Origin of the sequence: Pseudomonas lundensis, from assembly GCF_001042985.1 — a bacterium.
Classification (GTDB): Bacteria; Pseudomonadota; Gammaproteobacteria; order Pseudomonadales; family Pseudomonadaceae; genus Aquipseudomonas; species Aquipseudomonas lundensis.
Window position 1 is genome coordinate 15994 of record NZ_JYKY01000018.1, and the last position, 25236, is coordinate 41229.

20 protein-coding genes are annotated in these 25236 nt (G+C 60.2%); 11 read left to right on the plus strand and 9 right to left on the minus strand.

All coding sequences use genetic code 11. The features are described 5' to 3' along the window. Window positions 1-56: 56 nt before the first annotated feature. A complete protein-coding gene (gene ompR, locus TU74_RS14940) occupies window positions 57-797 on the minus strand; it encodes an osmolarity response regulator transcription factor OmpR (protein ID WP_047291208.1) in 741 nt (246 codons plus the stop codon). 359 nt (window positions 798-1156) lie between these two features. Between ompR and TU74_RS14945 the strand changes: the two genes are divergently transcribed. The 4 genes from TU74_RS14945 to TU74_RS14960 all read left to right on the plus strand — a co-directional run bounded on the left by TU74_RS14945 (window position 1157) and on the right by TU74_RS14960 (window position 6298). Continuing rightward, window positions 1157-3478 (plus strand): Tex family protein, encoded by a 2322-nt coding sequence (locus tag TU74_RS14945; RefSeq protein ID WP_048376997.1) that lies wholly within the window; start codon window positions 1157-1159, stop codon window positions 3476-3478. Next, window positions 3478-3861 carry a PaaI family thioesterase gene (locus TU74_RS14950; RefSeq protein ID WP_047281748.1) on the plus strand — a complete coding sequence of 128 codons (384 nt, stop codon included), beginning with the start codon at window positions 3478-3480 and terminating at the stop codon, window positions 3859-3861. Before TU74_RS14945 ends, TU74_RS14950 begins: the two co-directional genes overlap by 1 nt. A 198-nt stretch (window positions 3862-4059) precedes the next feature. Next, a complete protein-coding gene (gene gshA, locus TU74_RS14955; RefSeq protein ID WP_047291204.1) occupies window positions 4060-5643 on the plus strand; it encodes a glutamate--cysteine ligase in 1584 nt (527 codons plus the stop codon). A gap of 391 nt (window positions 5644-6034) precedes the next feature. Then, window positions 6035-6298: a DUF3077 domain-containing protein gene (locus TU74_RS14960; RefSeq protein WP_048376955.1), complete on the plus strand. Its 264-nt coding sequence runs from the start codon at window positions 6035-6037 to the stop codon at window positions 6296-6298. A 68-nt stretch (window positions 6299-6366) separates the two neighbouring features. On the opposite strand, the gene argA is transcribed toward TU74_RS14960, so the two are convergent. Both argA and argE read right to left on the minus strand, forming a co-directional pair. Further along, window positions 6367-7665 (minus strand): amino-acid N-acetyltransferase, encoded by a 1299-nt coding sequence (argA, locus tag TU74_RS14965; RefSeq protein WP_047291200.1) that lies wholly within the window; start codon window positions 7663-7665, stop codon window positions 6367-6369. A 136-nt stretch (window positions 7666-7801) separates the two neighbouring features. Beyond that, window positions 7802-8953 (minus strand): acetylornithine deacetylase, encoded by a 1152-nt coding sequence (gene argE, locus TU74_RS14970; RefSeq protein WP_047291198.1) that lies wholly within the window; start codon window positions 8951-8953, stop codon window positions 7802-7804. Window positions 8954-9110: 157 nt separating this feature from the next. Here argE and TU74_RS14975 point away from each other — a divergent pair, with 157 nt between their 5' ends. Next, the gene (locus tag TU74_RS14975; protein WP_048376956.1) at window positions 9111-10499 is read left to right on the plus strand and encodes a CYTH domain-containing protein; all 1389 of its coding nucleotides are present in this window, start codon (window positions 9111-9113) and stop codon (window positions 10497-10499) included. 46 nt (window positions 10500-10545) lie between these two features. Here TU74_RS14975 and TU74_RS14980 read toward each other — a convergent pair whose 3' ends face one another. The 4 genes from TU74_RS14980 to TU74_RS14995 form a co-directional block, all read right to left on the minus strand. Beyond that, on the minus strand, window positions 10546-11115 hold the full coding sequence (locus TU74_RS14980; protein WP_048376957.1) for a lipocalin family protein: 570 nt from the start codon (window positions 11113-11115) through the stop codon (window positions 10546-10548). 21 nt (window positions 11116-11136) lie between these two features. After that, complete coding sequence (locus TU74_RS14985) at window positions 11137-11391, minus strand: lipoprotein (RefSeq protein WP_047272919.1); 255 nt, start codon at window positions 11389-11391, stop codon at window positions 11137-11139. Between the two features lie 214 nt (window positions 11392-11605). Further along, complete coding sequence (locus TU74_RS14990) at window positions 11606-12616, minus strand: class 1 fructose-bisphosphatase (RefSeq protein WP_047272918.1); 1011 nt, start codon at window positions 12614-12616, stop codon at window positions 11606-11608. Between the two features lie 200 nt (window positions 12617-12816). Continuing rightward, complete coding sequence (locus TU74_RS14995; protein ID WP_048376958.1) at window positions 12817-15264, minus strand: glycogen/starch/alpha-glucan phosphorylase; 2448 nt, start codon at window positions 15262-15264, stop codon at window positions 12817-12819. Between the two features lie 252 nt (window positions 15265-15516). On the opposite strand from TU74_RS14995, the gene TU74_RS15000 reads away from it, so the two are divergent. Beyond that, window positions 15517-15954, plus strand: a complete 438-nt coding sequence (locus TU74_RS15000; protein ID WP_047281788.1) for a YkgJ family cysteine cluster protein — start codon at window positions 15517-15519, stop codon at window positions 15952-15954. A 141-nt stretch (window positions 15955-16095) separates the two neighbouring features. On the opposite strand, the gene typA is transcribed toward TU74_RS15000, so the two are convergent. Beyond that, window positions 16096-17916: a translational GTPase TypA gene (typA, locus tag TU74_RS15005; RefSeq protein ID WP_047291195.1), complete on the minus strand. Its 1821-nt coding sequence runs from the start codon at window positions 17914-17916 to the stop codon at window positions 16096-16098. Window positions 17917-18055: 139 nt separating this feature from the next. After that, window positions 18056-19510: a tRNA uracil 4-sulfurtransferase ThiI gene (gene thiI / locus TU74_RS15010; RefSeq protein WP_047279755.1), complete on the minus strand. Its 1455-nt coding sequence runs from the start codon at window positions 19508-19510 to the stop codon at window positions 18056-18058. Between the two features lie 336 nt (window positions 19511-19846). On the opposite strand from thiI, the gene glnA reads away from it, so the two are divergent. The 5 genes from glnA (at window position 19847) to ntrC (ending at window position 25175) form a co-directional block, all read left to right on the plus strand. Continuing rightward, the gene (glnA, locus tag TU74_RS15015) at window positions 19847-21253 is read left to right on the plus strand and encodes a glutamate--ammonia ligase (RefSeq protein ID WP_047272914.1); all 1407 of its coding nucleotides are present in this window, start codon (window positions 19847-19849) and stop codon (window positions 21251-21253) included. A 187-nt stretch (window positions 21254-21440) separates the two neighbouring features. After that, entirely contained in the window at window positions 21441-21863 is a 423-nt protein-coding gene (locus TU74_RS15020; protein WP_186348182.1) for a cupin domain-containing protein, read from the plus strand. A 7-nt stretch (window positions 21864-21870) separates the two neighbouring features. Next, on the plus strand, window positions 21871-22392 hold the full coding sequence (locus TU74_RS15025) for a DUF4124 domain-containing protein (RefSeq protein WP_048376959.1): 522 nt from the start codon (window positions 21871-21873) through the stop codon (window positions 22390-22392). Window positions 22393-22659: 267 nt separating this feature from the next. Continuing rightward, window positions 22660-23745 carry a nitrogen regulation protein NR(II) gene (glnL, locus tag TU74_RS15030; RefSeq protein WP_047272912.1) on the plus strand — a complete coding sequence of 362 codons (1086 nt, stop codon included), beginning with the start codon at window positions 22660-22662 and terminating at the stop codon, window positions 23743-23745. Beyond that, on the plus strand, window positions 23742-25175 hold the full coding sequence (gene ntrC, locus TU74_RS15035) for a nitrogen regulation protein NR(I) (RefSeq protein WP_047272911.1): 1434 nt from the start codon (window positions 23742-23744) through the stop codon (window positions 25173-25175). The genes glnL and ntrC overlap by 4 nt, the downstream gene beginning before the upstream one ends. Window positions 25176-25236 lie beyond the last annotated feature (61 nt).

Below are 25236 nucleotides of genomic sequence, written 5' to 3' on the forward strand. Positions count from 1 at the left end.
TTGCGGGCCACTCAGGTGTTGAACACCCTGCGTGGCCCGCTCCTACAAATGATCCATCACTTGGTGGCGTTGCCGTCCGGCACAAATACATAACCCACGCCCCAGACTGTCTGGATGTAACGCGGTTTGGACGGATCCGGCTCAATCATGCGGCGCAGGCGGGAGATCTGAACGTCAATTGAACGCTCCAGCGCATCCCATTCACGGCCACGGGCCAGATTCATCAGCTTGTCACGCGTCAACGGCTCGCGGGCATGCATGACCAGCGCTTTAAGCACCGCAAACTCACCAGTAGTCAGCATGTGAACTTCATCACCGCGTTTGAGTTCGCGGGTGGCCAGTGACAACTCGTAATCACCGAACGTGACGCTTTCGTCTTCGCTGCCCGGCGCACCCGGTACGGGCGCGGACTGGCGGCGCAACACGGCTTTGACTCGCGCCATCAGCTCATCGGGGTTGAAGGGTTTGGCCAGATAGTCGTCGGCCCCCAGTTCAAGGCCCTTGATCCGGCTCAGCTCATCGCCTTTGGCAGTGAGCATGATGATCGGCACGCTATTGTTCGCAGCGCGCAAACGGCGGCAGGCGGACAGACCGTCTTCGCCCGGCAGCATCAAGTCCAATACCACAAGGTTAAACACCTCGCGGGCCAGCAAACGGTCCATTTGCTCGACGTTGGGGACCGCGCGCGCGCGATAGCCCTTGCTGGTGAAAAAACGTTCCAACAGGCTGCTCAGGCCCGGGTCGTCGTCCACGATAAGAATTTTTTCGCCTTCAGCAGTGTGTGCAGTGCTGCTCATTAGATGCTCCTGTGATCTCGGCGCGCATTATGGCGTAGCTGCTGTTATACGCATCGTGTGCATTGTTAGCAGATTTTTCCTTCACAGCCAGTACACAGATCATGGCGCGCGCTGCACGCAGTGCCCTGAAGACAGGAACGCTGGTTATAATGCGCCGCCTTTTGTGTCAGGCAACCTCGGATTTTCAATACGTGCGGCGCGATTATTTTTTTCAGCACGTGCCGTATTTTGCAGACTTCACGGGTCAACAGGCTGCCCTTTTGGCCCCGGTAGCGGCTTTTTTTCAAGCCGCTCAACCCGCCTCGCAAGCCTTCAAGCCCGGGCCTGCGAGCCTGCATCACAATTTGTCAGGTGGTTTTATGGACAGCATCAACAGCCGCATCGCCGAAGAACTTGGCGTGCGCCCGCAGCAGGTCGAAGCGGCCGTCGCACTTCTGGATGAAGGCTCCACCGTACCCTTCATCTCCCGTTACCGTAAGGAAGTGACAGGCAGCCTGGATGACACCCAACTTCGTCATCTGGAAGAACGCCTGCGCTACCTGCGAGAACTCGACGAACGGCGCATCAGCATCCTCGCCAGCATCGAAGAACAAGGCAAGTTGACGCCAGAACTGGCGCGCGACATCAAACTGGCCGACACCAAAACCCGCCTTGAAGACTTGTACCTGCCCTACAAGCAAAAGCGCCGCACCAAGGGCCAGATCGCCCTTGAAGCCGGCCTCGGCGAACTGGCTGACGGCCTGTTCAATGATCCGAACCTGAACCCCGAAACTGAAGCCGCCCGTTTCGTCGACGCCGAAAAAGGCGTGGCCGACGTCAAGGCAGCCCTCGACGGTGCCAAATACATCCTCATGGAGCGCTTCGCCGAAGACGCCACCCTGCTGGACAAACTGCGCAGTTTTCTCAAGCAGGAAGCCACCCTCAGCGCTCGCGTCATCGCCGGCAAAGAAGAGGAAGGCGCCAAATTCCGCGATTACTTCGAACACGACGAGCCGCTCAAAAGCATGCCGTCGCACCGGGCGCTGGCGATTTTCCGCGGGCGCAATGAAGGCATTCTCAGCTCGTCGCTCAAAGTGGGCGAAGAATTGCCCGGCACGATGCACCCCGGCGAACTGATGATTGCCGAGCGTTTCGGCCTGCAAAACCAGAACCGTGCGGCCGACAAATGGCTGGGCGAAGTGGTGCGCTGGACGTGGAAGGTCAAGCTGTACACCCACCTTGAAACCGATCTGCTGGGTGAGCTGCGCGACGCCGCAGAAACCGAAGCCATCAACGTGTTTGCGCACAACCTGCATGACTTGCTGCTGGCCGCGCCAGCGGGCCCGCGCGCGACACTCGGCCTGGACCCGGGCCTGCGCACCGGTTGCAAAATTGCCGTGGTCGATGCCACCGGCAAACTGCTCGAACACGCCACCGTGTACCCGCACGTACCGCACAACAAGTGGGACCAAACCATCTCGATCATGGCGGCCCTGTGCGCCAAACATTCGGTTGAATTGATCGCTATCGGCAACGGCACGGCGAGCCGCGAGAGCGACAAGCTGGTCATCGACCTGATCAAAAAATACCCGGCACTGAAAGTCACCAAAGTCATGGTGTCCGAAGCCGGGGCCTCGGTGTACTCGGCGTCGGAACTGGCTGCCAAGGAATTCCCCGACCTGGACGTGTCGATCCGTGGCGCGGTCTCGATTGCCCGCCGCCTGCAAGACCCGCTCGCCGAACTGGTCAAAATCGACCCCAAATCCATCGGTGTCGGCCAATACCAGCACGACGTGTCGCAGCTCAAGCTGGCACGGGGCCTGGACGCGGTGGTGGAAGACTGCGTAAACGCCGTGGGGGTGGACGTAAACACCGCCTCGGTGGCGCTGCTAGCCCGGATCTCCGGCCTCAACGCCACACTGGCGCAAAACATCGTGAACCATCGCGATGAAAACGGTGCGTTCAAAACCCGCGCCGCGCTGAAAAAAGTCAGCCGTCTGGGTGAAAAAACCTTCGAACAGGCCGCCGGTTTCTTGCGCGTCATGAACGGCGACAACCCGCTGGACGGCTCGGCGGTTCACCCCGAAGCCTACCCGCTGGTCAAGCGCATCGCCTCCGACACCGAGCGCGACATCCGCTCGCTGATTGGCGATGCCAGTTTCCTCAAGCGTCTGGACCCTAAGCAGTTCACCGATGAAACGTTCGGCCTGCCCACCGTCACCGACATCCTGCAAGAGCTGGAAAAACCCGGCCGCGATCCGCGTCCGGAGTTCAAGACCGCCGAGTTCCAGGAAGGCGTCGAAGACCTCAAAGACTTGCAGCTGGGGATGATTCTGGAAGGCGTCGTCACCAACGTGACCAACTTTGGTGCGTTCGTCGATATCGGTGTCCATCAGGACGGTCTGGTGCACATTTCGGCGCTGTCCGAGAAATTTATCAAAGACCCGCGTGAAGCCGTCAAAGCCGGTGACGTGGTCAAGGTCAAGGTGATGGAAGTCGACATCCCCCGCAAACGTGTGGGCCTGTCGATGCGCATGAGCGACACCCCCGGCGAGAAAATCGACGGGGCCCGCGGCGCACGTCCCGGCGCTTCGGGGCGCCAGCAAAATACCGCGCCGCGCAAAGAAACCGTGGCCGCGGCCCCTGCCAACAACGCCATGGCCTCGCTGTTCGCCAATGCCAAACAGTTGAAGAAGCGCTGATGGAAATCCCGGCCGGGCTGACCCAAAGCGCGTTCAGTGAGCTGATCGGCTGTCGCGTGGTGCAACTGGATGAAGGCGCGGCCCATGTCGCCCTGAGCCTGGAGCCACACCTGCGCAACCGTGGCGGCAAACTGCATGGCGGGGTGTTGTTCAGCCTGGTCGACATCAGCATGGGGCTGGCCTGTTCCAGCACCCATGGCTTCGATCAGCAAAGCGTCACGCTGGAATGCAAGATCAACTACATCCGGGCAGTGTCCGAAGGCGATGTGCTGTGCATCGCCAGGGTCATCCACCCCGGTCGCCGCACGCTGGTCGTCGAAGCTGACGTCTGGCAGGGCGACAAGCTGGTCGCAAAAGCGCAAGGCACCTTCGCTGTCCTGTAGCGGTTACCCGTCGATTTAGGTTAATTTCGGCACTGCATACGCGGTGCCGAAATGCGCCCGGAGCGCCCGGGGCCGATACAGGGACGGGGCTGAGCACTCCTTTTAAAAGTCAGGCGACCACGCCGGCTTCAACTTCACCCTTGTAGACCGTCCTGACCACCCCCATATTGGGGCGACTGACGCGTGAAGGAATCCAACTTGAGCCAACTTCTCAACCGCCGCCTGGCTCTGCTCAGCGAGCGCGCTAACCTCACTCTGCTGGAGCAGTGCCTGCACGGGATCGAGCGCGAATGCTTGCGCGTCACCGGCGAGGCCCGCCTGGCCCAGACGCCGCACCCCGAAGCACTGGGGTCGGCCCTGACCAACGATCAAATCACCACCGACTATTCCGAGTCGCTGCTGGAGTTCATCACCCCGGCCCTGCCCGACCCGGCAGAGACGCTGGCCAGCCTCGACAAGATCCACCGTTTTGCCTACAGCAAGCTCGGCAACGAGTACCTGTGGAGCCCTTCGATGCCGTGCCCGTTGCCGGCCGAAGCGGACATTCCAATTGCCTACTACGGCACGTCCAACATCGGACAGCTCAAGTACGTTTATCGCAAGGGCCTGGCCCTGCGTTACGGCAAAACCATGCAGTGCATTGCCGGCATTCACTACAACTTCTCGTTGCCTGAGGCCCTTTGGCCTGTGCTCAAAGCGGCAGACGGCTTTGTGGGCACCGACCGCGATTACCAGTCGAGCGCCTACATCGCGCTGATCCGTAACTTTCGCCGTTACAGCTGGCTGCTGATGTACCTGTTTGGTGCTTCGCCTGCACTTGACGCGGGTTTTCTGCGTGGCCGGGCTCACCAGCTCGAACAACTGGACCCCGACACGCTCTACCTGCCGTATGCCACCAGCCTGCGCATGAGCGACCTCGGCTACCAGAGCAACGCCCAGGCGGGCCTGACGCCGTGCTACAACGACCTCAACAGTTACACCGACAGCCTGCGCAAAGCCGTGGCAACGCCCTACGCGCCGTATGTCGAAATCGGCACGCACCAGGACGGCGAGTGGGTGCAACTGAACACCAACATCCTGCAAATCGAAAACGAGTACTACTCCAACATTCGCCCCAAGCGTGTGACCTACAGCGGCGAGCGCCCGATTCAGGCGCTCATGTCCCGTGGCGTGCAATACGTTGAAGTGCGTTTGCTGGACATCAACCCGTTCCTGCCGGTGGGCATTGACCTGCCCGAAGCCCGCTTTCTGGATGCTTTCCTGCTGTACTGCGCGCTGCAGGAAAGCCCGCAGTTCGACAGTTCGGAATGCGGCAGCTGCACCTCCAACTTCCTCAGCGTCGTCAAGGAAGGTCGCCGTCCGGGCCTGCAATTGCAGCGTGACGGTCAGCCGGTCGACATGAAGGCATGGGCAGCCGAACTGCTGGAACAGATCGCACCGTTGGCCGCGCTGCTGGACCAAAGCCACGGCGGCGATGCCCACAGCAAGGCGGTGGACGAGCAACTGGCGAAAATCAGGGACGTGTCCCTGACCCCGTCGGCCAAAGTGCTGGCCAGCATGGCCGAGCACAAAGAAAGCTTCGCCCAATTCTCCCTGCGCCAAAGCATGGCCCACGCCGAATACTTCCGCGGCCAGCCACTCAGCCCTGAAGATCAGGCGGCTTTCGAAGAAAAAGCCCGCAAATCGATCAACGACCAACTAGACATTGAAGACACCGAAGAAGGTGATTTCGACCTGTTTGTGGCGTCGTATCAGGCGAGCATTTTGGCGATCAGTAACTGAGTGATGGCGGGCGGGCAGCCCGCCAGCCAACCCCTGAAGACGTTCAGGTCTCGCCGTGTCAGGGGGCGCGCACGCAAAGGTGCCGCCTCCTACACGAACTGCGGCAACGGATGGCTTCGGGGAGTTGAGTGCAGGCGTACCGTACACCGCCGCTGAAATAAACAGTGGCCGGGCCTGGAAACCCGAGTAACAATTACGCGCCTTAGCGCCATGTACCCTTCGGGGAGTTGGCGTTTTTTGTGCGTCAGTCTTCATCTTATGACGGCTGTGCGCGGGAGGTCTTCGGACCTGCCGGGTTTGCCTAATTGTCCCGGTTTCCAGCCTGCGTACAGCTGTCACCTTCGCCTGGACACGAACCTGACAGCTCTTAAACATATTAGGAGCACACTCAATGACCACCCCTTCCCCGATCAACACCCTCGGCGTCGTAACCTTCGGCCCGTGCGGCGAAAATGACCAACCTCTGTTTTGCGTTAACCCCGGTATACCTTTGCGTCAGGCGCTGGAGCACGTCTCGGCGTTGTTGTTTTGCGCCAAAAAGCTGGCCCTGGATGCCGCCCTGGAGAAAGACGGGGAACGCCATGCCTGGGCGTCGCACTACTTGTGCGACATGGGCAAGGCCGTTATTGATGATGTGTGTTTGCAGGCGTTTTAACGACGCACCGAAGCCGCCGCTCGACGCAGGTGTGCGTTGAACGGCGGCTTCAGTCGGCCGTGCAGGCGTTACAGGGCTTTTTCGAAGATTTTCGAATTGCGTTGAAAGTTGTACAACGAGGCGCGGGCTACCGGCAGGCGTTCCACACTGCTGGGCTCGAAGCCGCGCTCGCGGAACCAGTGAGCAGTGCGGGTGGTTAAGACGAACAGGGTTTTGAGCCCCAGCGCCCGCGCACGGTTTTCGATGCGTTCGAGCAGTTCGTCGCCGCGGCGGCCATGGCGGTATTCCGGGTTCACGGCCAGGCAGGCCAGTTCGCCCGCCTCGGAATCGGCAATCGGGTACAACGCCGCGCAGGCGATGATCATGCCTTCGCGCTCGACCACGCTGAATTGCTCGATTTCGCGCTCCAGCACTTCGCGGGAACGACGCACCAGAATGCCCTGCTCTTCCAGCGGGCTGATGAGGTCCAGCAAACCGCCGACGTCTTCAATCGCGGCTTCGCGGATTTTTTCGAACTGCTCCTGCGCCACCAGCGTGCCGCCGCCGTTACGGGTGAACAGCTCGGTCAGCAACGCGCCGTCTTCGGCGTAGCTGACGATATGGCTGCGGGCCACGCCGCCCCGGCAGGCCTCGGCGGCCGCTTCCAGCAGTTCAGCCTGATAATCGCTGCCCAGGCGCTTCATGTGGGCGGGCACTTGTTGCGGCCGCAGCTCGCGCACCAGACGCCCGTCTTCATCGAGCAAGCCCGGCTCGGCGCCAAACAGCAGCAATTTGTCGGCCTCCAGATCGATGGCGGCACGGGTGGCGACGTCTTCGCAGGCCAGGTTGAAGATTTCGCCAGTCGGCGAATACCCCAGCGGCGACAACAGCACGATGGAGCGCTCGTCGAGCAAGCGGTTAATGCCCTTGCGGTCCACCCGCCGCACTTCGCCGGTGTGGTGGTAGTCCACGCCATCGAGCACGCCAATCGGGCGCGCCGTCACCAGATTGCCGCTCGCCACGCGCAAGCGCGAACCCTGCATCGGTGAGGACGCCATGTCCATCGACAGCCGCGCTTCAATCGCAATGCGCAGCTGGCCCACGGCGTCGATCACGCATTCCAGCGTCGGGGCATCGGTGATGCGCATGCCTTCGTGGTAATGCGGCGTCAGCCCGCGAGCTTGCAGGCGGCTTTCGATTTGCGGACGCGAGCCATGCACCAGCACCAGCCGAACGCCCAAACTGTGCAGCAGCACCAGGTCGTGAACGATGTTGCCGAAATTGGGGTGCGCCACGCCATCGCCGGGGAGCATGACGACGAAGGTGCAATCGCGGTGGGCATTGATGTAAGGGGACGCGTGACGTAGCCAGTTAACGTAATCGGGCATAACCGGAGCCTGTAAAAAAGTGAGTCGCCTAAAAAGGGCACAAACAGCAAACGCACAACGGGCTGGTAGTTATCGTCGAAACTGACTTGGCGACACGCGTGCTCTCCTTGTGTGGACGGGTTGGACCTGCGGCGATTTACGGCGCCGGGGTCAGGCAATAGTGTTCGATCAACTGACTGAGTAGACGCACGGTCGGCTGCAAACGTGACATTTCGAGGTGTTCGCCCGGCTGATGTGCGCAGCTGATGTCACCGGGGCCGAGCACCAGCGTCTCACAGCCAAGGCGCTGAAGATAAGGCGCTTCGGTGCCAAACGCTACTGCTTCGGCACGATGCCCGGTCAGGCGCTCGGCCACGCGCACCAGTTCGCTGTCGGCCGCCTGCTCAAAGGGGGCAACGCCTGCCGCGAGCGGGGCGAAGTCAATCTGCACCTGATGGTGCTCAGCCAGTGGCTCGAGCTTGCTGCGGATGATGGCACGCAGCGCATGGGGGTCCATGCCCGGCAAGGGGCGCAGGTCGAATTCCAGCGAACACTGGCCGCAGATGCGGTTCGGGTTATCGCCCCCGTGGATGCAGCCAAAGTTGAGGGTCGGCTGCGGCACGCTGAATTGCGGGTTGCGGTATTCGTGCAGCCATTGTTGGCGCAAGTCCTTGAGCGCGCTGATGACGTCGTGCATGGCCTCCAGTGCGCTGTGGCCCAGGCGTGGGTCCGAGGAATGGCCACTGCGCCCCAGAATGTCGATGCGCTCCATCATCACGCCCTTGTGCAGGCGGATCGGCTTGAGCCCCGTCGGCTCACCGATCACCGCCGCACGGCCCAGCGGGCGCCCGGCTTCAGCAAGCGCACGGGCGCCCGCCATGGAGGTTTCTTCGTCGCAAGTGGCCAGAATCAGCAAGGGTTGCCGGAACGGCTGATCCAGCAGAGGCCGGACGGCTTCGATGATTAAGGCGAAAAAGCCTTTCATGTCACAGCTGCCCAATCCGACCCAGCGGTTATCCACTTCTGTCAGTTTGAGCGGATCGGTCTGCCACAGCGCTTCGTCGTACGGCACCGTGTCGCTGTGGCCTGCCAGTACCAGTCCGCCGGGGCCGCTGCCATAACTGGCGAGCAGGTTGAATTTGCCGGGGCTGACAGGCTGGATCTCGCAGGCGAAGCCCAGATCACCCAGCCACGTGGCCAGCAGGTCGATAACCGGGCGATTGGTTTGATCCAGATGCGGTTGGGTGCAACTGACGGACGGTGCGCTGATCAAGGCAGCGAATTGCTCTTTGAGCGTGGGTAAAGGCATGCGCTGACTTCCTGTTGGCGGGGCGAGGCCCATCATAGGGCCATCTGAGCGGCAGAATAAACCCATGCGGGGCGCCGGGGCGGCGAGTCCTGTACACTGCACGGCCTTGGCAGCCACACCTTTCCCCGGCTGCGCACCGTTCCTGGATTTTCCGGCCATGCAGAAAGAAACCGAAATCAAACTCCGCGTCAGCCGCGAAACCCTCGCCGCCTTGCGCGAGCACCCTTTGCTGAAAAAGCGCAACAAAAGTGGCTGGGAAAGCCGTGAGTTGCTCAATCAATATTTCGACACCCCGGAGCGCGACCTGGCCAAGGCCAAGGTTGCCCTGCGCTTGCGCCGTGATGGCGAAGACGTGATCCAGACCCTCAAGACCCGTGGCGAAAGCGTTGCTGGCCTGTCTGTGCGCAATGAATACGACTGGCACCTGCCCAAAGCCAAACTGGACGTCAAAAAACTCGACGGCGAGTGCTGGCCCGAGGCGTTGGCCGAACTGGACAAAAAAACCCTCAAGCCCATTTTCACCACCGATTTCGTGCGCGAACGCGCCGAGATCTCGTGGGGCCGTGGCAAAGCCAAAGTGGTGATCGAAGCCGCGCTGGACGTGGGGCACGTGATTGCCGGCAAGCAGAAAGAAGAAATCTGCGAGCTGGAGCTTGAACTGCGCGAAGGCGAACCGGCTGCCTTGCTGGAACTGGCCGCCGAGCTGGCTGAAAAACTGGCCTTGATGCCGTGCGACATCAGCAAGGCTGAGCGCGGTTATCGCCTGTTCGACGCCAATAGTTATTCGGTGAGCCTGCCAGCCCCTGAGCTGACGCCAGAAACCCCGCTCGATGACGCGTTTGCCGCGCTGGCGTGGCATTTGCTGGCCAGCAGCCAGCGGTTGGCCGAGCAATACCGTTTCAATGGCCACTGGCGCCTGTTGCAAGACTGGGTGCAGCAACTGATTGACCTGCGCGCGCTGGTCAGCAGCCTGGGTCAGGCCGCGCCACGCCAATCCACCAGCACCTTGCGCGCCTCGCTCGACGCACTGCTGGAAGACTGGCGCCCGCTGGTGCAGATCGGTCAGGACGACGAAGACGTGCGCAAAGCCGCGCCCGAGCAGTTCCTTGAAGAGCTGGAAGACCCACGCTGGGGCCAGTTCTCGCTGAACACCTCGCGCTGGTTGATGGACCGCAGCTGGACCGTGGATCGCGGCACCACCCGTGGCAATCGTCAGGGCGCTGCACAACTGAGCAGCTGGCTGCAGCGTTTGCTGTCGGATGAAGCCATCGCGCTGCGTCTGAACCGTTACCAGCAGCAACCGGAAGACTTGGCAGAGCAACTGCCGCGCATCGAGCGCATTCAAGCGTGGCTGCGTTTGGCCCGTGGCGTGCTGGAGATTGCGGAAGTGGATCGCTTGTTTGGCGAGATGAACAAGCTGCAAGAGCTGGCGAATCAGCCGCTCACCGACGATGTTGAACACAACGAAGCATTGCTCGATGCCCGCAAGCATCAGGCGATCGCGGTGTATCAGAACCGCGCCTGGAAGACCTTGCTGCGCGCCTGAGCGTGAAGCAAAAGGCCCTCAGCGCTCGCTGAGGGCCTTCGGCCCTTTATTTCGTGGTCTTGGGCATGTCCGCGTCGGGCGTGCGCCAGATCAGGCGTGTGGTGTCGTAGCCTTGCTGTTGAGCCTTGCTCAGCAACTCGTCACGGGTTTGCTGGTCGATGGTCGGTTTGCGCGACAGCAACCACAGGTAGCGACGGTCCGGGTTGCCTACCAGCGCCGTGCTGTAGTTGTCCCCCAGGTACAGCACCCAGTAATCGCCTTTGATTACACCCGGCAACAGGGTCGAGACCCAGTTATCAAACTCAACCCACAATTTGTCGGTCTTGCCCGGGACTTGCGGGGTGGCGGTGCCTTTGGCTTCCTGCCACTCACCGTCCTCGGTCAGGCAGCGGTTGAGCACGGCCACGTTCCCGTCGGGCTTGAGGGTGTATTGCGCCTGGGACTGGGCGCAATTGCGCTGGAAGAACATCGGCAATCGCGCCTGTTCATACCAGGTGCCCTGGTAGCGCTTGAGATCGACGTTATCGACGGTTTTGGGGGCCAGTGCATCGCTGCCGGAGCTGGAACACCCGGCCAATACCAATGCAGTGCCCAGACACGCTAAAAGTCGCTTCATGGTTAACGCTCCTGTTCAGTCTTATTTCAAGCCCTGACCCGAGAACATCAGCACTTTGTCGCCTGCATATTGCACGCTGATAAAGCTGTTTTTATCGCCCCAGGTGCAGCTCGACATACCGAGTGCGCCCGAGCAGTCGGTCGGGCTGCCCAGCAGTTTCTCCACCTCGGCCTTGGGCATGCCGGCCGACAGCTTGGAGTAGTTTTCCTGATTGACCTTGCTGCAGGCCGCCAGTAATACACAGAACGACAACAACGCCAAAGAACGCAACTTCATGGAAAAGCTCCTGAATGGGAAGGTTGGCATTGCTGCCTCGGTGAGAGCTTAGAAGAGAAAAGCGCAGGGTGGTTCCCGCAGGGCACGGGTTTAGTTGCAGGCAGGACACGTTGAGGGGAGGCAATGAGGGGGTGTCGCCGCCGGGGAATGGCTAAACGTCAGAAGAACGGGGGGCGTGAGCCCCCCTTCGCAGCCTGCGGCGGCGAGTGCGCGCTTAGGCTTTGTGGTAAGCGGTGATGCGCGCGACTTCTTCTTTGGAGCCCAGGAATACCGCAACACGCTGGTGCAGGCCTTCAGGCTGGATGTCGAGGATGCGCTGGTGGCCGTCAGTGGACGCGCCGCCTGCCTGCTCCACCAGGAACGACATCGGGTTTGCTTCGTACATCAAACGCAGCTTGCCTGGCTTGGACGGCTCACGGCTGTCACGCGGGTACATGAACACGCCACCACGGGTCAGGATGCGGTGCACGTCAGCCACCATCGCCGCCACCCAACGCATGTTGTAGTTTTTGTTCAACGGCCCTTCTTCGCCCGCCAGCAGCTCGTCGACGTAGCGCTGTACCGGGGCTTCCCAGTGGCGCTGGTTGGACATGTTGATGGCGAACTCCTGAGTGGACTCAGGAATGCTGATGTCTTCGTGGGTGAGCACGAAGCTGCCCATTTCGCGGTCCAGGGTGAACCCTTTCACGCCGTCACCCAGGGTCAGCACCAGCATGGTTTGCGGGCCGTAAATCGCATAACCGGCCGCCACTTGGGTGGAGCCCGGTTGCAGGAATGCTTTTTCGCCCAGGTCGCCGTTCTCGGCCAGGTGGCCTTCAGGGCAACGCAGCACGGAGAAAATCGTACCGACAGGCGCGTTGATGTCGATGTTGGACGAACCGTCCAGCGGGTCGAATACCAACAAGTAGGCGCCTTTCGGGTATTTGCCCGGGATCTGGTAGGCGTTGTCCATTTCTTCGGATGCCATACCGGCCAGGTGACCGCCCCATTCGTTGGCTTCGAGCAGGATTTCGTTGGAAATCACGTCGAGCTTCTTCTGGACTTCGCCTTGCACGTTTTCGGTGCCCATGCTGCCCAGAACACCACCCAGGGCGCCTTTGGACACGGCGTGGCTGATCTCTTTGCAAGCACGCGCCACCACTTCGATGAGGAAACGCAAATCAGCAGGCGTGTTGTTGCTGCGGGTCTGCTCGATCAAATAGCGACTCAGGGTAACGCGGGACATGTAAGGCTCCGAACTAGGGGGAGGGGGCAAAAAACCCGCGCAGTTTAACGCGTGTTGCCGTGCAAATCTTCTAATCAGACTCAGATCCGGCCGAGCGGGTTCAGTTGACGGCCAAAAACAGCCAAAACCCGTGGCCACCGCCCCGTGACGAGGCTGCGTGCGCTCGCAGCCTCGGGGGTTGGACAGCCGCTATAAGGCGGTTACAGCGCCTTCCAGATCTCGGTCGCGTATTCACGAATGGTGCGGTCGGAGGAGAACCACCCCATGCGTGCCGTATTGAGCACCGCCGCGCGCCACCACGCGTCCGTGTCGTGCCACAGATGTTCGACGCGCATTTGCGCATCCCAATACGCGTCGAAGTCGACGCAGACGTGAAAGCGGTCGTACTCAGTCAACGCGTCAATCAGACCGGTGTAACGCGCCGGGTCATCGTGGGAGAACACCCCGCCGCGAATCGCCTGCAAGACGTCGTTGAGCCGGTGGGACGCGGCGATCTCCGGCCCTGCGTTGAACTCGCCATTGCGCTTGCGCGCTTCGACCTGTTGCGCGGTCAGACCGAAGATAAACATGTTTTCTGCGCCCACCCGCTCGCACATTTCGACGTTGGCGCCGTCCAGCGTGCCAATGGTCAACGCCCCGTTGAGCCCGAATTTCATGTTGCTGGTGCCGGACGCCTCATACCCGGCAGTGGAGATTTGCTCGGACAAATCGGCCGCCGGGATGATGTTCTCCGCCAGGCTGACGTTGTAGTTGGGCAGGAACACCACTTTGAGCAGACCGCGCACAGTGGGGTCGTGGTTGATGGTGCGCGCAATGTCGTTGGTCAGCTTGATGATGAGTTTGGCCTGTTGATAACTGGCCGCCGCTTTGCCGGCAAAGATCTTCACCCGCGGCACCCAGCGGTTGCCCGGCTCGGCGCGTATGGCCTGATACAGCGCCACGGTGTGCAGCAGGTTCAGCAACTGGCGTTTGTACTCGTGGATGCGTTTGACCTGCACATCGAACATGGCTTCGGGGTTGACCACGATGCCCAGGCGCTCATAAATCAACGCCGCCAGGGTGCATTTGCTTTGCAGGCGCTGTTCAGCGAACTGCTTGCGGAAGTCCGCGCGCCCGGCGAACGGTTCCAGTTGAATCAGGTTGTGCTCGGGATCGTCCTGAAACTGCGGGCCCAGCGCATCGACCAACAGCGCCGTCAGCGGCGGGTTGGACTGGTAAAGCCAGCGTCGGAAGGTCACGCCGTTGGTTTTGTTGTTGATACGGTCCGGGTACAGCTTGTGCATGTGCGAGAACACGGTGCTGCGCATCAATTGCGTGTGCAGCCCTGACACGCCGTTGACGCTGTGGCACCCCAAAAACGCCAGATTGCCCATGCGCACGCGGCGGCCGTTGTCTTCCTCGATCAAGGACACGGCGCGCAGCACGTCAAAGTCATGCACGCCCTGTTCGCGCAGCGAATCGATGTGCAGCCCGTTAATCAGGTAAATGATCTGCATATGCCGGGGCAGCAAGCGCTCCATCAGCCCCACCGGCCAGGTTTCGAGCGCTTCGGGGAGCAAGGTGTGGTTGGTGTAGGCCAGGGTTTGGACCGTGACCTTCCAGGCGGCGCCCCACTCCACCTCGTGCTCATCGACCAGCAGGCGCATCAGCTCCGCGACAGCGATGGACGGATGGGTGTCATTGAGCTGAATGGCCACGTGGTCGCCGAGGTCAAGCAAGGCGAAGCCCTGATCGAGATGGCGCCGGATCAAGTCCCTCAACGACGCCGCCACGAAGAAGTATTCCTGACGCAGGCGCAGTTCCTGCCCGGCTTCATTGCTGTCCGCCGGGTACAGCACCCGCGAAATGCTTTCAGCACGCACCACTTCCGCGACCGCGCCCAAGTGGTCACCGGCATTGAAGCGTTCGAGGTGCATCTCATGCACGGCCCTGGACCGCCATAAGCGCAACGTGTTGACGCTGGCACCGCGCCAGCCCACGACCGGGGTGTCGTAAGCAATCGCACGCACGGTTTCGCCCGGCCACCAGACCTGCCGCGGATGCCCCTGTTCGTCGATTTTGGTTTCAACCGCCCCGCCGAAGCCAATGAGGTACACCACCTCCGGCCGCTCAAACTCCCATGGGTTGCCGAAGTCCAGCCAGTTTTCGGTCTGCTCCTGTTGCCAGCCGTCGACGATGCTCTGGCGGAACAACCCGTGCTCATAGCGAATGCCGTAGCCGTGCGCTGCGACGCCCAGGGTGGCCATGCTTTCCATGAAGCACGCCGCCAGACGGCCCAGCCCGCCATTGCCCAGCGCGGCATCGGGTTCGAGCAGGCGGATCTGCTCCAGGTCGACCCCCAGCTCGGTCAGCGCTTGGCGAGCGATATCCAGCAAGCCCAGGTTGCTGAGGCTGTCGTACAGCAAACGGCCGATCAAAAATTCCAGCGACAGGTAATACACCCGCTTTTGGCCTTTGCGGTAAATCTGCCGCGTGTTGTCCATCCAGTGCTCGACCATATGGTCGCGGGCGGCCAGCGCAATGGCCTCGAACCAGTCATGGTCGAACGCGTGTTCCGGGTCCTTGCCCACCGCGTAGGTCAGTTTGGCCAGTACGGCGGCGCGGAAGGCCGCCACTTGTGCATCACAAACAAGCGGTTCCTGGGACATCGATGCAACCTCAAGCGAGATGAAGCGATTTTAAGAACGAATGGTGTCAGCCTAGACGCTCTGACAGAAGGTGGCGGGTTGTGTTCGAGATTTTTGCGCGCGCCTGCGGCTAAAACGGGCGGGGAAATGGCGCACCGGATTGGGGCGACAAGCGGCGCTGCCGGGGATTGAGCAAAAAACCGGCAAATGGTTGTTCAATTCTTGTTCAACCCCGGTATGATCGCGCGCCCTGTTACACGCTGGAATATAAGCCTGATGAAGTCCAACCTGATCGCCGCCGCGGAAATCGACCGTCTCGATACGTGGGCCAAATACACCGCGCCCATGTGCGGCTCCTGCATTTCCAGCTGCTGCACCCTGCCGGTCGAGGTCAAGGTCAAAGACTTGATCCGCATCGGGCTGGTGGATGAATTCGAACTGGGCGACCCGCCGAAGAACATCGCCAAGCGCCTGCAAAAAGAAGGGATTGTGGAACGCTTCAACCAGAAGTCGGGCATCTTCACGTTGCAGCGCATGAGCAACAACGACTGCCTGTACCTGGACCGCAAATCGCGCATGTGCACCATCTATGACAAGCGCCCCGACACGTGCCGCAACCACCCGCGCATCGGGCCGCGTCCAGGCTACTGCGCCTATATTCCCAAAGCGGTTGAGCGCAAGAACAGCAGCGTTAAATTGATGGATTTTTAAGCCGCACAGCCCCCTCACCCCGGCCCTCTCCCAATGTGAGAAGACGGGGGGATGAGGCAACAATGCCCCCAAACGACGAACATAAAAAAACGCCCCCGACCGCAAGGTCGGGGGCGTTTTTGTAACCGCTAACTAATTAACTTAGTTTTTGGCTTTTTTGGCAGCGCGGGTACGCTCGCCTTCGTCCAGGATCTTCTTACGAAGACGGATGGACTTAGGCGTCACTTCGCACAGCTCGTCGTCCTGGATGAATTCCAGAGCCTGTTCCAGGGTGAAGCGAACAGGTGGAACCAGAGCGATGGTTTCGTCTTTACCCGAAGCACGCATGTTGTCGAGCTTCTTGCCCTTGGTAGGGTTAACGCCCATGTCGGTGTCACGGCTGTTCAGGCCCACGATCTGACCGTTGTAGATCTCTTGACCGTGCTCAACGAACAGCTTGCCACGCGCCTGCAGGGTTTCCAGGGAGTAGGTCAGCGCCTTGCCTGTTTCAACCGATACCAGAACGCCGTTCTGACGGCCGGACATGTGGCCGGACTTCATCACGTCGTAACGATCGAAGATCGAGGTCAGGATGCCAGCACCGTTGGTCAGGGTCAGGAACTGGTTACGGAAACCGATCAGACCGCGAGCAGGGATGTTGTATTCCAGACGTACACGGCCCTTGCCATCCGGCACCATGTTGGTCAGGTCGCCCTTACGCAGGCCCATCTCTTCCATCACCTTGCCCTGAGATTCTTCTGGCAGGTCGATGGTGACGTTTTCGAACGGTTCGTGCTTAACGCCGTCAACCATGCGGATGATCACTTCTGGACGACCAACGCCCATTTCGAAGCCTTCGCGACGCATGGTTTCGATCAGAACCGACAGGTGCAATTCACCACGGCCCGATACTTTGAACTTGTCAGCCGAGTCGCCTTCTTCAACGCGCAGAGCAACGTTGTACAGCAGCTCTTTGTCCAGACGTTCCTTGATGTTACGGGACGTCACGAACTTGCCTTCTTTACCGCAGAATGGCGAGTCGTTTACCTGGAAGGTCATGGAAACGGTTGGCTCGTCAACGGTCAACGGCTTCATCGCTTCAACGTTCATCGGGTCGCACAGGGTGTCGGAGATGAACAGCGAGTCCATACCGCTGATGCAAACGATGTCGCCGGCAGCCGCTTCTTCAACGTCTACACGGTGCAGACCGTGGTGACCCATCAGCTTCAGGATACGACCGTTGCGGCGCTTGCCGTCAGCGTCGATGGCCACAACCGGGGTGTTCGGCTTGACGCGACCACGTGCAATACGGCCAACGCCGATAATGCCCAGGAAGCTGTTGTAGTCCAGTGCCGAGATTTGCATCTGGAACGGACCGTCACGGTCAACAGACGGCGCAGGTACGTTGTCGACGATCGACTGGTACAGCGGGGTCATGTCTTCAGCCATGTCGGTGTGGTCAAGACCAGCAATACCGTTCAGGGCAGAGGCGTAAACCACTTTGAAGTCCAGCTGTTCTTCAGTAGCGCCCAGGTTGTCGAACAGATCGAAGATCTGGTCCAGAACCCAATCAGGACGCGCGCCCGGACGGTCAACCTTGTTGATAACCACGATTGGACGCAGGCCGGCTTCGAACGCCTTCTTGGTCACGAAACGGGTTTGCGGCATAGGGCCGTCTTGAGCGTCAACCAGCAGCAGAACGGAGTCAACCATCGACATTACGCGTTCTACTTCACCGCCGAAGTCGGCGTGGCCCGGGGTGTCCACGATGTTGATGTGGTAGCCGTTCCAGTTGATGGCGGTGTTTTTCGCCAGAATGGTAATACCGCGCTCTTTCTCCTGGTCGTTGGAGTCCATCACGCGCTCGTCGTTGAGCTCGCCGCGCTCCAGAGTGCCGGATTGACGCAAGAGTTTGTCTACCAGGGTGGTTTTACCGTGGTCAACGTGAGCAATGATGGCGATGTTGCGTAGATTTTCGATCACTTGTGTATCTCGATCAGAGGATTCGGTGTGCTGACAGGTCGTGGCAGCGATTAACAATAGAGTCAGGCCTTGCCGTTACAACTTGACGGCGGCGTCGGGGGGCCGGTGACGCAGGCCACAGGCATACAGCCCCGGGCTCTTAGCTCGGTCGATAAACGCGCACATTGGCATGTCCCTCACTGAGCAAATGGTGAGCATGCAGGCGACTCATCACGCCTTTGTCGCAATACAACAGGTACTGACGGGTGTCATCCAGTTCCTTGAAGCGGCTGTTCAGAGCATAGAACGGCAACGCTTGTACTTCGATGCCAGCCAGTTCCAGCGGCTGATCTTCCTGGGCATCCGGGTGACGGATGTCGAGGACGATCTGTCCCGCCAGCACTTCGCTGACCTCTTCGACTTGCAAGTCCTGGCCCAATTCATCGATGACCCGATCAATCGGCACCAGTTTGGCCCGCTCAAGCGCACGCTCAAGCACGGCCATATCAAACTGTTGTTCTTCGTACTCCACGCGCGGACGTTTGGCGTGGGTCTTGGGGTTGACCGAAATCACCCCGCAATATTCAGGCATGTGTTTGGCGAAGTCGGCCGTGCCGATCTCGGTCGCCAGATCGATGATGTCCTGTTTGTGGCTGGCGATCAGCGGGCGCAAGACCAGTTTGTCGGTCACGCAGTCGATCACGGACAGGTTGGGCAGCGTCTGGCTGGACACCTGCGAGATCGCTTCGCCCGTCACCAGTGCGTCGATATCGAGCCGGTCCGCAATACGGGACGCAGCGCGCAACATCATACGCTTCAAAATGACGCCCATATGACTGTTATCGACTTTGCCGAGAATTTCGCCCAGCACTTCTTCGAACGGCACGCTGACAAACAGCACCCGCTGCGAGCTGCCGTACTTCTTCCATATATAGTGCGCGACTTCCATCACGCCCAGTTCATGGGCACGGCCGCCGAGGTTGAAGAAGCAAAAATGGCTCATCAGGCCGCGGCGCATGATCTGGTAGGCCGCGACGGTGGAGTCGAAACCACCGGACATCAGCACCAGCGTCTGTTCCAGCGCGCCCAGCGGGTAGCCGCCAATGCTGTCGTGCTGGTTGTGAATCACAAACAACCGTTGGTCGCGAATTTCGATCCGGACTTCGATTTCCGGGTTTTTCAGCGAGATTCCGGCCGCACCGCACTCACGACGCAGCTTGCTGCCCACATATTTCTCGACGTCCATCGAGGAAAAAGGGTGCTTGCCCGCGCGCTTGCAGCGCACCGAAAAGACCTTGCCGGCCAGCGAATCGCCGAAGTGCAGTTTGCACTTCTCGACGATGTCGTCGAAGTCGCCCAACGGGTACTCATCCACCTGCAGAAAATGCGCGATGCCCGGCATGCAGCTCAGGCGTTCGGTCATCTCTTTCAGGGCTTTGGGGTCGCTCACACGCGTTTGCAGCTCGATGTTGTCCCACACACCGCTCACTACCACAGCCGGGTCCAGATCGCGGAGCACGGTACGGATGTTTTTGGCCAATTGACGGACAAAACGCATCCGAACCGGGCGGCTCTTGATAGTGATCTCGGGGAAGACTTTAACGATTAGTTTCATGAAAACAGCGCGCGAGCAGCCTGCCAAAAAAGGGGGGCGCGGATTATAGCGGAAATTGCTCAAGGTTTAACCAGTTATCGTACAAACGGTTTTGGCCGCACCAAAATAGAGCAAAAGGACAGGTTTTCGCTTCATTTGAGTGCGATAACAGGCACGAATCGGTAGGCTGCACCGCTTACCTGCCTGAGTTTGGCGCATTACACCCAAGTCAGGGCACTGGCATGCAATTTGCTCCCTTGTGAGGCAGGTTGCCTTGGCAGAGTATTCGCGCCGGCATCAAGCACATTACTAAGGGCGCACCACTACTTACCCGCCCGAAGCCACCCCGGAGGACATATGTCGAAGTCGGTTCAACTCATCAAAGATCATGACGTCAAGTGGATTGATCTGCGCTTCACGGACACCAAAGGTACTCAGCACCACGTGACCATGCCGGCCCGTGATGCGCTCGATGAAAACTTCTTCACCGACGGCAAGATGTTCGACGGCTCCTCCATCGCTGGCTGGAAAGGCATCGAAGCTTCCGACATGATCCTGCTGCCAGACGACAGCACAGCGGTCCTGGACCCGTTCACCGAGCAGCCAACGCTGATCCTGGTGTGCGACATCATCGAACCTTCGACCATGCAAGGCTATGACCGCGACCCGCGTGCGATCGCCAACCGTGCCGAGGAATACCTGAAGTCCACCGGTATCGGCGACACCGTATTCGTTGGCCCGGAGCCTGAGTTCTTCATCTTCGACGAAGTGAAATTCAAGTCCGACATCTCCGGCTCCATGTTCAAGATCTACTCCGAACAAGGTTCGTGGATGTCCGACCAGGACGTTGAAGGCGGCAACCGTGGCCACCGTCCAGGCATCAAGGGCGGCTACTTCCCGGTTCCACCGTTCGACCACGACCACGAAATCCGTACCTCCATGTGCAACGCCATGGAAGAAATGGGCCTGGTCATCGAAGTTCATCACCACGAAGTGGCAACGGCTGGCCAGAACGAAATCGGCGTGCAGTTCAACACCCTGGTGAAAAAGGCTGACGAAGTTCAGACCCTGAAGTACTGCGTACACAACGTGGCTGACGCTTACGGCCGCACCGCGACCTTCATGCCCAAGCCGCTGTACGGCGACAACGGTTCAGGCATGCACGTGCACATGTCCATCTCCAAAGAAGGCAAGAACACCTTCGCTGGCGAAGGCTATGCCGGCCTGTCCGACACCGCTCTGTACTTCATCGGCGGCATCATCAAGCACGGTAAGGCCCTGAACGGCTTCACCAACCCGTCGACCAACTCCTACAAGCGTCTGGTGCCAGGCTTCGAAGCGCCGGTGATGCTGGCCTACTCGGCACGCAACCGTTCTGCCTCGATCCGTATTCCTTACGTGTCCAGCCCCAAGGCTCGCCGTATCGAAGCCCGTTTCCCGGACCCGGCAGCCAACCCATACCTGTGCTTCGCAGCACTGATGATGGCGGGTCTGGACGGTATCCAGAACAAGATCCACCCGGGCGACGCCGCCGACAAAAACCTGTACGACCTGCCGCCTGAAGAGGCGAAAGAAATCCCGCAGGTGTGCGGCAGCTTGAAAGAAGCGCTGGAAGAACTGGACAAGGGCCGTGCGTTCCTGACCAAAGGCGGCGTGTTCAGCGACGACTTCATCGACGCTTACATCGCCCTGAAAAGCGAAGAAGAAATCAAAGTACGCACCTTCGTACACCCACTGGAATACGAGCTGTACTACAGCTGCTAATCCCGTGACACCGGCGCTGGCCGCGTGAATAAAAAACCTCCTTCGGGAGGTTTTTTTTGCTCGTTCTTACACCGATTCCAGCCCCGGCTTGCACGGCAGATCTCTCCTGACCGACAGCCAGTCCCCGCCGTTCTGCGTAGCGTGAGTCCACTCAATCACGGCTTCAAAACCACGCAAGGATTCGCTGATGGTGCGCTCACGTCTTATCCCCTCCTCCCTGTTCATCACAGCATGCCTGAGCTTGACGGGCTGTGCGCAGACCTCAACCGCCGTACAGACCGAACAGCTCCTTAAAACCGCACACGCCTGGGAAGGGACGCGCTACGAGGCGTACCCCGAGGGGCGGCCAGAATTAAGCGTGTTGAAAATTACCATTCCCGCCAAAACCACCCTCAACTGGCACACCCACCCAATGCCCAATGCGGCGTATCTGATTTCCGGCGAACTGCTCGTAGAAACCCGCGACGGCAAACACACCCGGCTCAAGCCCGGTCAGGTGCTGCCTGAAGTGGTGAACGTGCCTCACCGCGGAACCAGCGGCAACACGCCTGTGGAACTGATCGTTTTTTACGCGGGCGCCACAGGCCTGCCGCTCTCCAAACCCGACTGAGCCAGCCATGCATAGCCTGCTGCTGACCCTTGGGCTGATCGCCGTGCCCGGTGCTGCGCAACCTTACACCTACATCGACGAGGGCGGCACACCCCACTACACCGACACGCCCAGCCGCCATGTGCTCAGCGCGCCGGTGGTGCTGACACCCCTCAATCGGCTCCCGGCACGGGCAATAGCCCCGCAGACCAATCCGCAGGCGTTATTACCCGAGCGTGAAAGCCCGCCGGTGCTGTTCAGGTACACCATGCTGGAAGTCAGCGGCCTGCCCGAAGGTCAAGCCCTGAGGGCCAACAACGGGACGTTCAGCGTTCAGGTGCGGGTCGAGCCGCCGCTTCGAGCGGGGCACCGCCTCCAGTTAGTACTGGACGGCACGCCCTACGGTGTTCCCGGCCGCTCACGCGAGATAAAGCTGGATAACGTTGACCGGGGAGAACACCGCCTCGCCGCGCGCATTCTGCACGGCAACACCGAGGTGCAACGCAGTGCTGACGCGACATTTCACCTGCAACGCGCGCGCTTGCGTTAGCGCTCTTCACGCGCTGACCCGACCCCGTGCAGGCGAACTGAATGCTTTCACCAAAAATTGCACTATATTGGTGCATAGATAACCATTTCTTGAAGCCCTGCGGTCCACTTTGGTTCGACTCGCAGCGTGAAGCCTTCGTTTTCGCCCTATAAACCACCTGTAACGCCTTATTTCTGGCGAATCGCGCTTCTTTTCGGAGCCTTGGTTTGGTTTTTGCATTTTCCTCGTCTCAGCGTGTAACCCGCGCACGTAATCCGGGATCGGCCCATGACCATCAGTGATGCCTTGCACCGACTGCTACTCGACAACCTGACCACAGCGACCCTGCTGCTCAATGCCGACTTGCGCCTTGAGTACATGAACCCCGCAGCCGAGATGCTACTGGCCATCAGCGGTCAACGCAGTCATGGGCAATTCATCAGCGAACTGTTCACCGAATCCACCGAAGCCCTGCATTCATTGCGTCAGGCCGTTGAACAGGCACACCCGTTTACCAAGCGTGAAGCCATGCTGACCTCGCTCACCGGTCAAACCCTGACCGTGGACTACGCCGTTACGCCGATCCTGAGCGCAGGCACCACGCTGCTACTGCTCGAAGTGCATCCGCGTGACCGCTTGCTGCGCATCACCAAAGAAGAAGCCCAGCTGTCCAAGCAAGAGACCAGCAAAATGCTGGTGCGCGGGCTGGCACACGAAATCAAGAATCCCTTGGGCGGTATCCGCGGGGCCGCCCAGCTACTGGCTCGCCAGTTACCGGACGAAGGCTTGCGTGACTACACCAACGTCATCATTGAAGAAGCAGACCGCCTGCGTAACCTCGTGGACCGCATGCTGGGCTCCAACAAGCTGCCGCTGCTGGCCATGACCAATGTGCACGAAGTCCTGGAACGGGTCTGCAACCTGGTCGAGGCCGAGACCCAGGGCAGCATCACCCTGGTGCGCGACTACGACCCCAGCCTGCCCGACCTGCTGATCGACCGTGAGCAAATGATTCAGGCCGTGCTCAATATCGTGCGCAATGCGATGCAGGCCATCGGCGGCCAAAACGAACTGCGGCTGGGGCGTATCACCCTGCGCACCCGCGCCATGCGCCAGTTCACCATTGGCCATATTCGCCATCGACTGGTCACCAAAATCGAAATTATCGACAACGGGCCGGGCATCCCGGCCGAGTTGCAAGACACCCTCTTCTTCCCGATGGTCAGCGGCCGCCCGGACGGTACCGGACTCGGGCTGGCCATCACCCAGAACATCATCAGTCAGCATCAGGGGTTGATCGAGTGTGAAAGCCACCCCGGCCACACGCTCTTCTCGATCTTTCTGCCACTGGAACAAGGAGCCGCATCGACATGAGCCGAAGTGAAACCGTGTGGATCGTCGACGACGACCGTTCAATCCGCTGGGTCCTGGAAAAAGCCTTGCAACAGGAAGGCATGACCACACAAAGCTTCGACAGCGCCGATGGTGTCATGAGTCGCCTGGCTCGCCAGCAACCGGACGTGATCATTTCCGATATCCGCATGCCGGGTGCCAGCGGCCTGGATTTGCTGGCCAGGATCCGCGAGCAACACCCGCGCCTGCCCGTGATCATCATGACCGCGCACTCGGACCTGGACAGCGCAGTGGCGTCCTATCAGGGCGGCGCCTTTGAGTACCTGCCCAAGCCATTTGACGTCGATGAAGCCGTGTCGCTGGTCAAGCGCGCCAATCAGCACGCTCAGGAGCAGCAAGGCTTGTCTGTGGCGCCTGCGCTGGCTCCAACGCCTGAAATCATCGGCGAAGCGCCAGCGATGCAAGAAGTGTTTCGCGCCATCGGGCGCTTGAGCCATTCCAACATCACCGTACTGATCAATGGCGAGTCGGGCACCGGCAAAGAGCTGGTCGCCCACGCCCTGCACCGCCACAGCCCGCGTGCTGCCTCGCCCTTTATTGCGCTGAACATGGCCGCCATCCCCAAAGACCTGATGGAGTCCGAGCTGTTCGGCCACGAAAAAGGCGCGTTTACCGGCGCAGCCAACTTGCGCCGCGGGCGCTTTGAGCAAGCCGACGGCGGCACCCTGTTTCTGGATGAAATCGGTGACATGCCGGCCGATACGCAAACCCGCCTGCTGCGGGTGCTGGCCGACGGCGAGTTCTACCGTGTCGGCGGGCACACACCGGTCAAGGTCGACGTGCGCATCATCGCCGCCACCCACCAGAACCTCGAAACCCTGGTGCAGGCGGGCAAGTTCCGCGAAGACTTGTTCCACCGCCTGAACGTCATCCGCATCCACATCCCGCGCCTGTCGGACCGCCGCGAAGACATCCCGACCCTGGCCCGCCACTTCCTCAGCAGCGCGGCGCAAGAGTTGTCCGTCGAGCCCAAGCTGCTCAAGGCCGAAACCGAGCAATACCTGAAAAACCTGCCATGGCCCGGCAACGTGCGCCAGTTGGAGAACACTTGCCGCTGGATCACCGTGATGGCGTCAGGCCGCGAAGTCCACATCAGCGACCTGCCCCCCGAACTGCTCAACCTGCAGCACGACGCATCGCCCGTCACCAACTGGGAGCAGGCCTTGCGCCAGTGGGCCGATCAGGCGCTGGCCCGGGGTCAGTCCAACTTGCTGGACAGCGCTGTGCCGACGTTTGAACGCATCATGATCGAGACCGCCCTCAAGCACACCGCCGGGCGCCGTCGCGACGCCGCCGTGCTGCTGGGTTGGGGACGCAACACCCTGACCCGCAAGATCAAAGAACTCGGAATGAAGATTGACGGCGACGAGGACGACGGTGAAGACACCTGATTCACCGCGCCAAAAGACCGGCCTCGCACCCTTGGCTGGCAGCATGCACCATTTGCGTGCA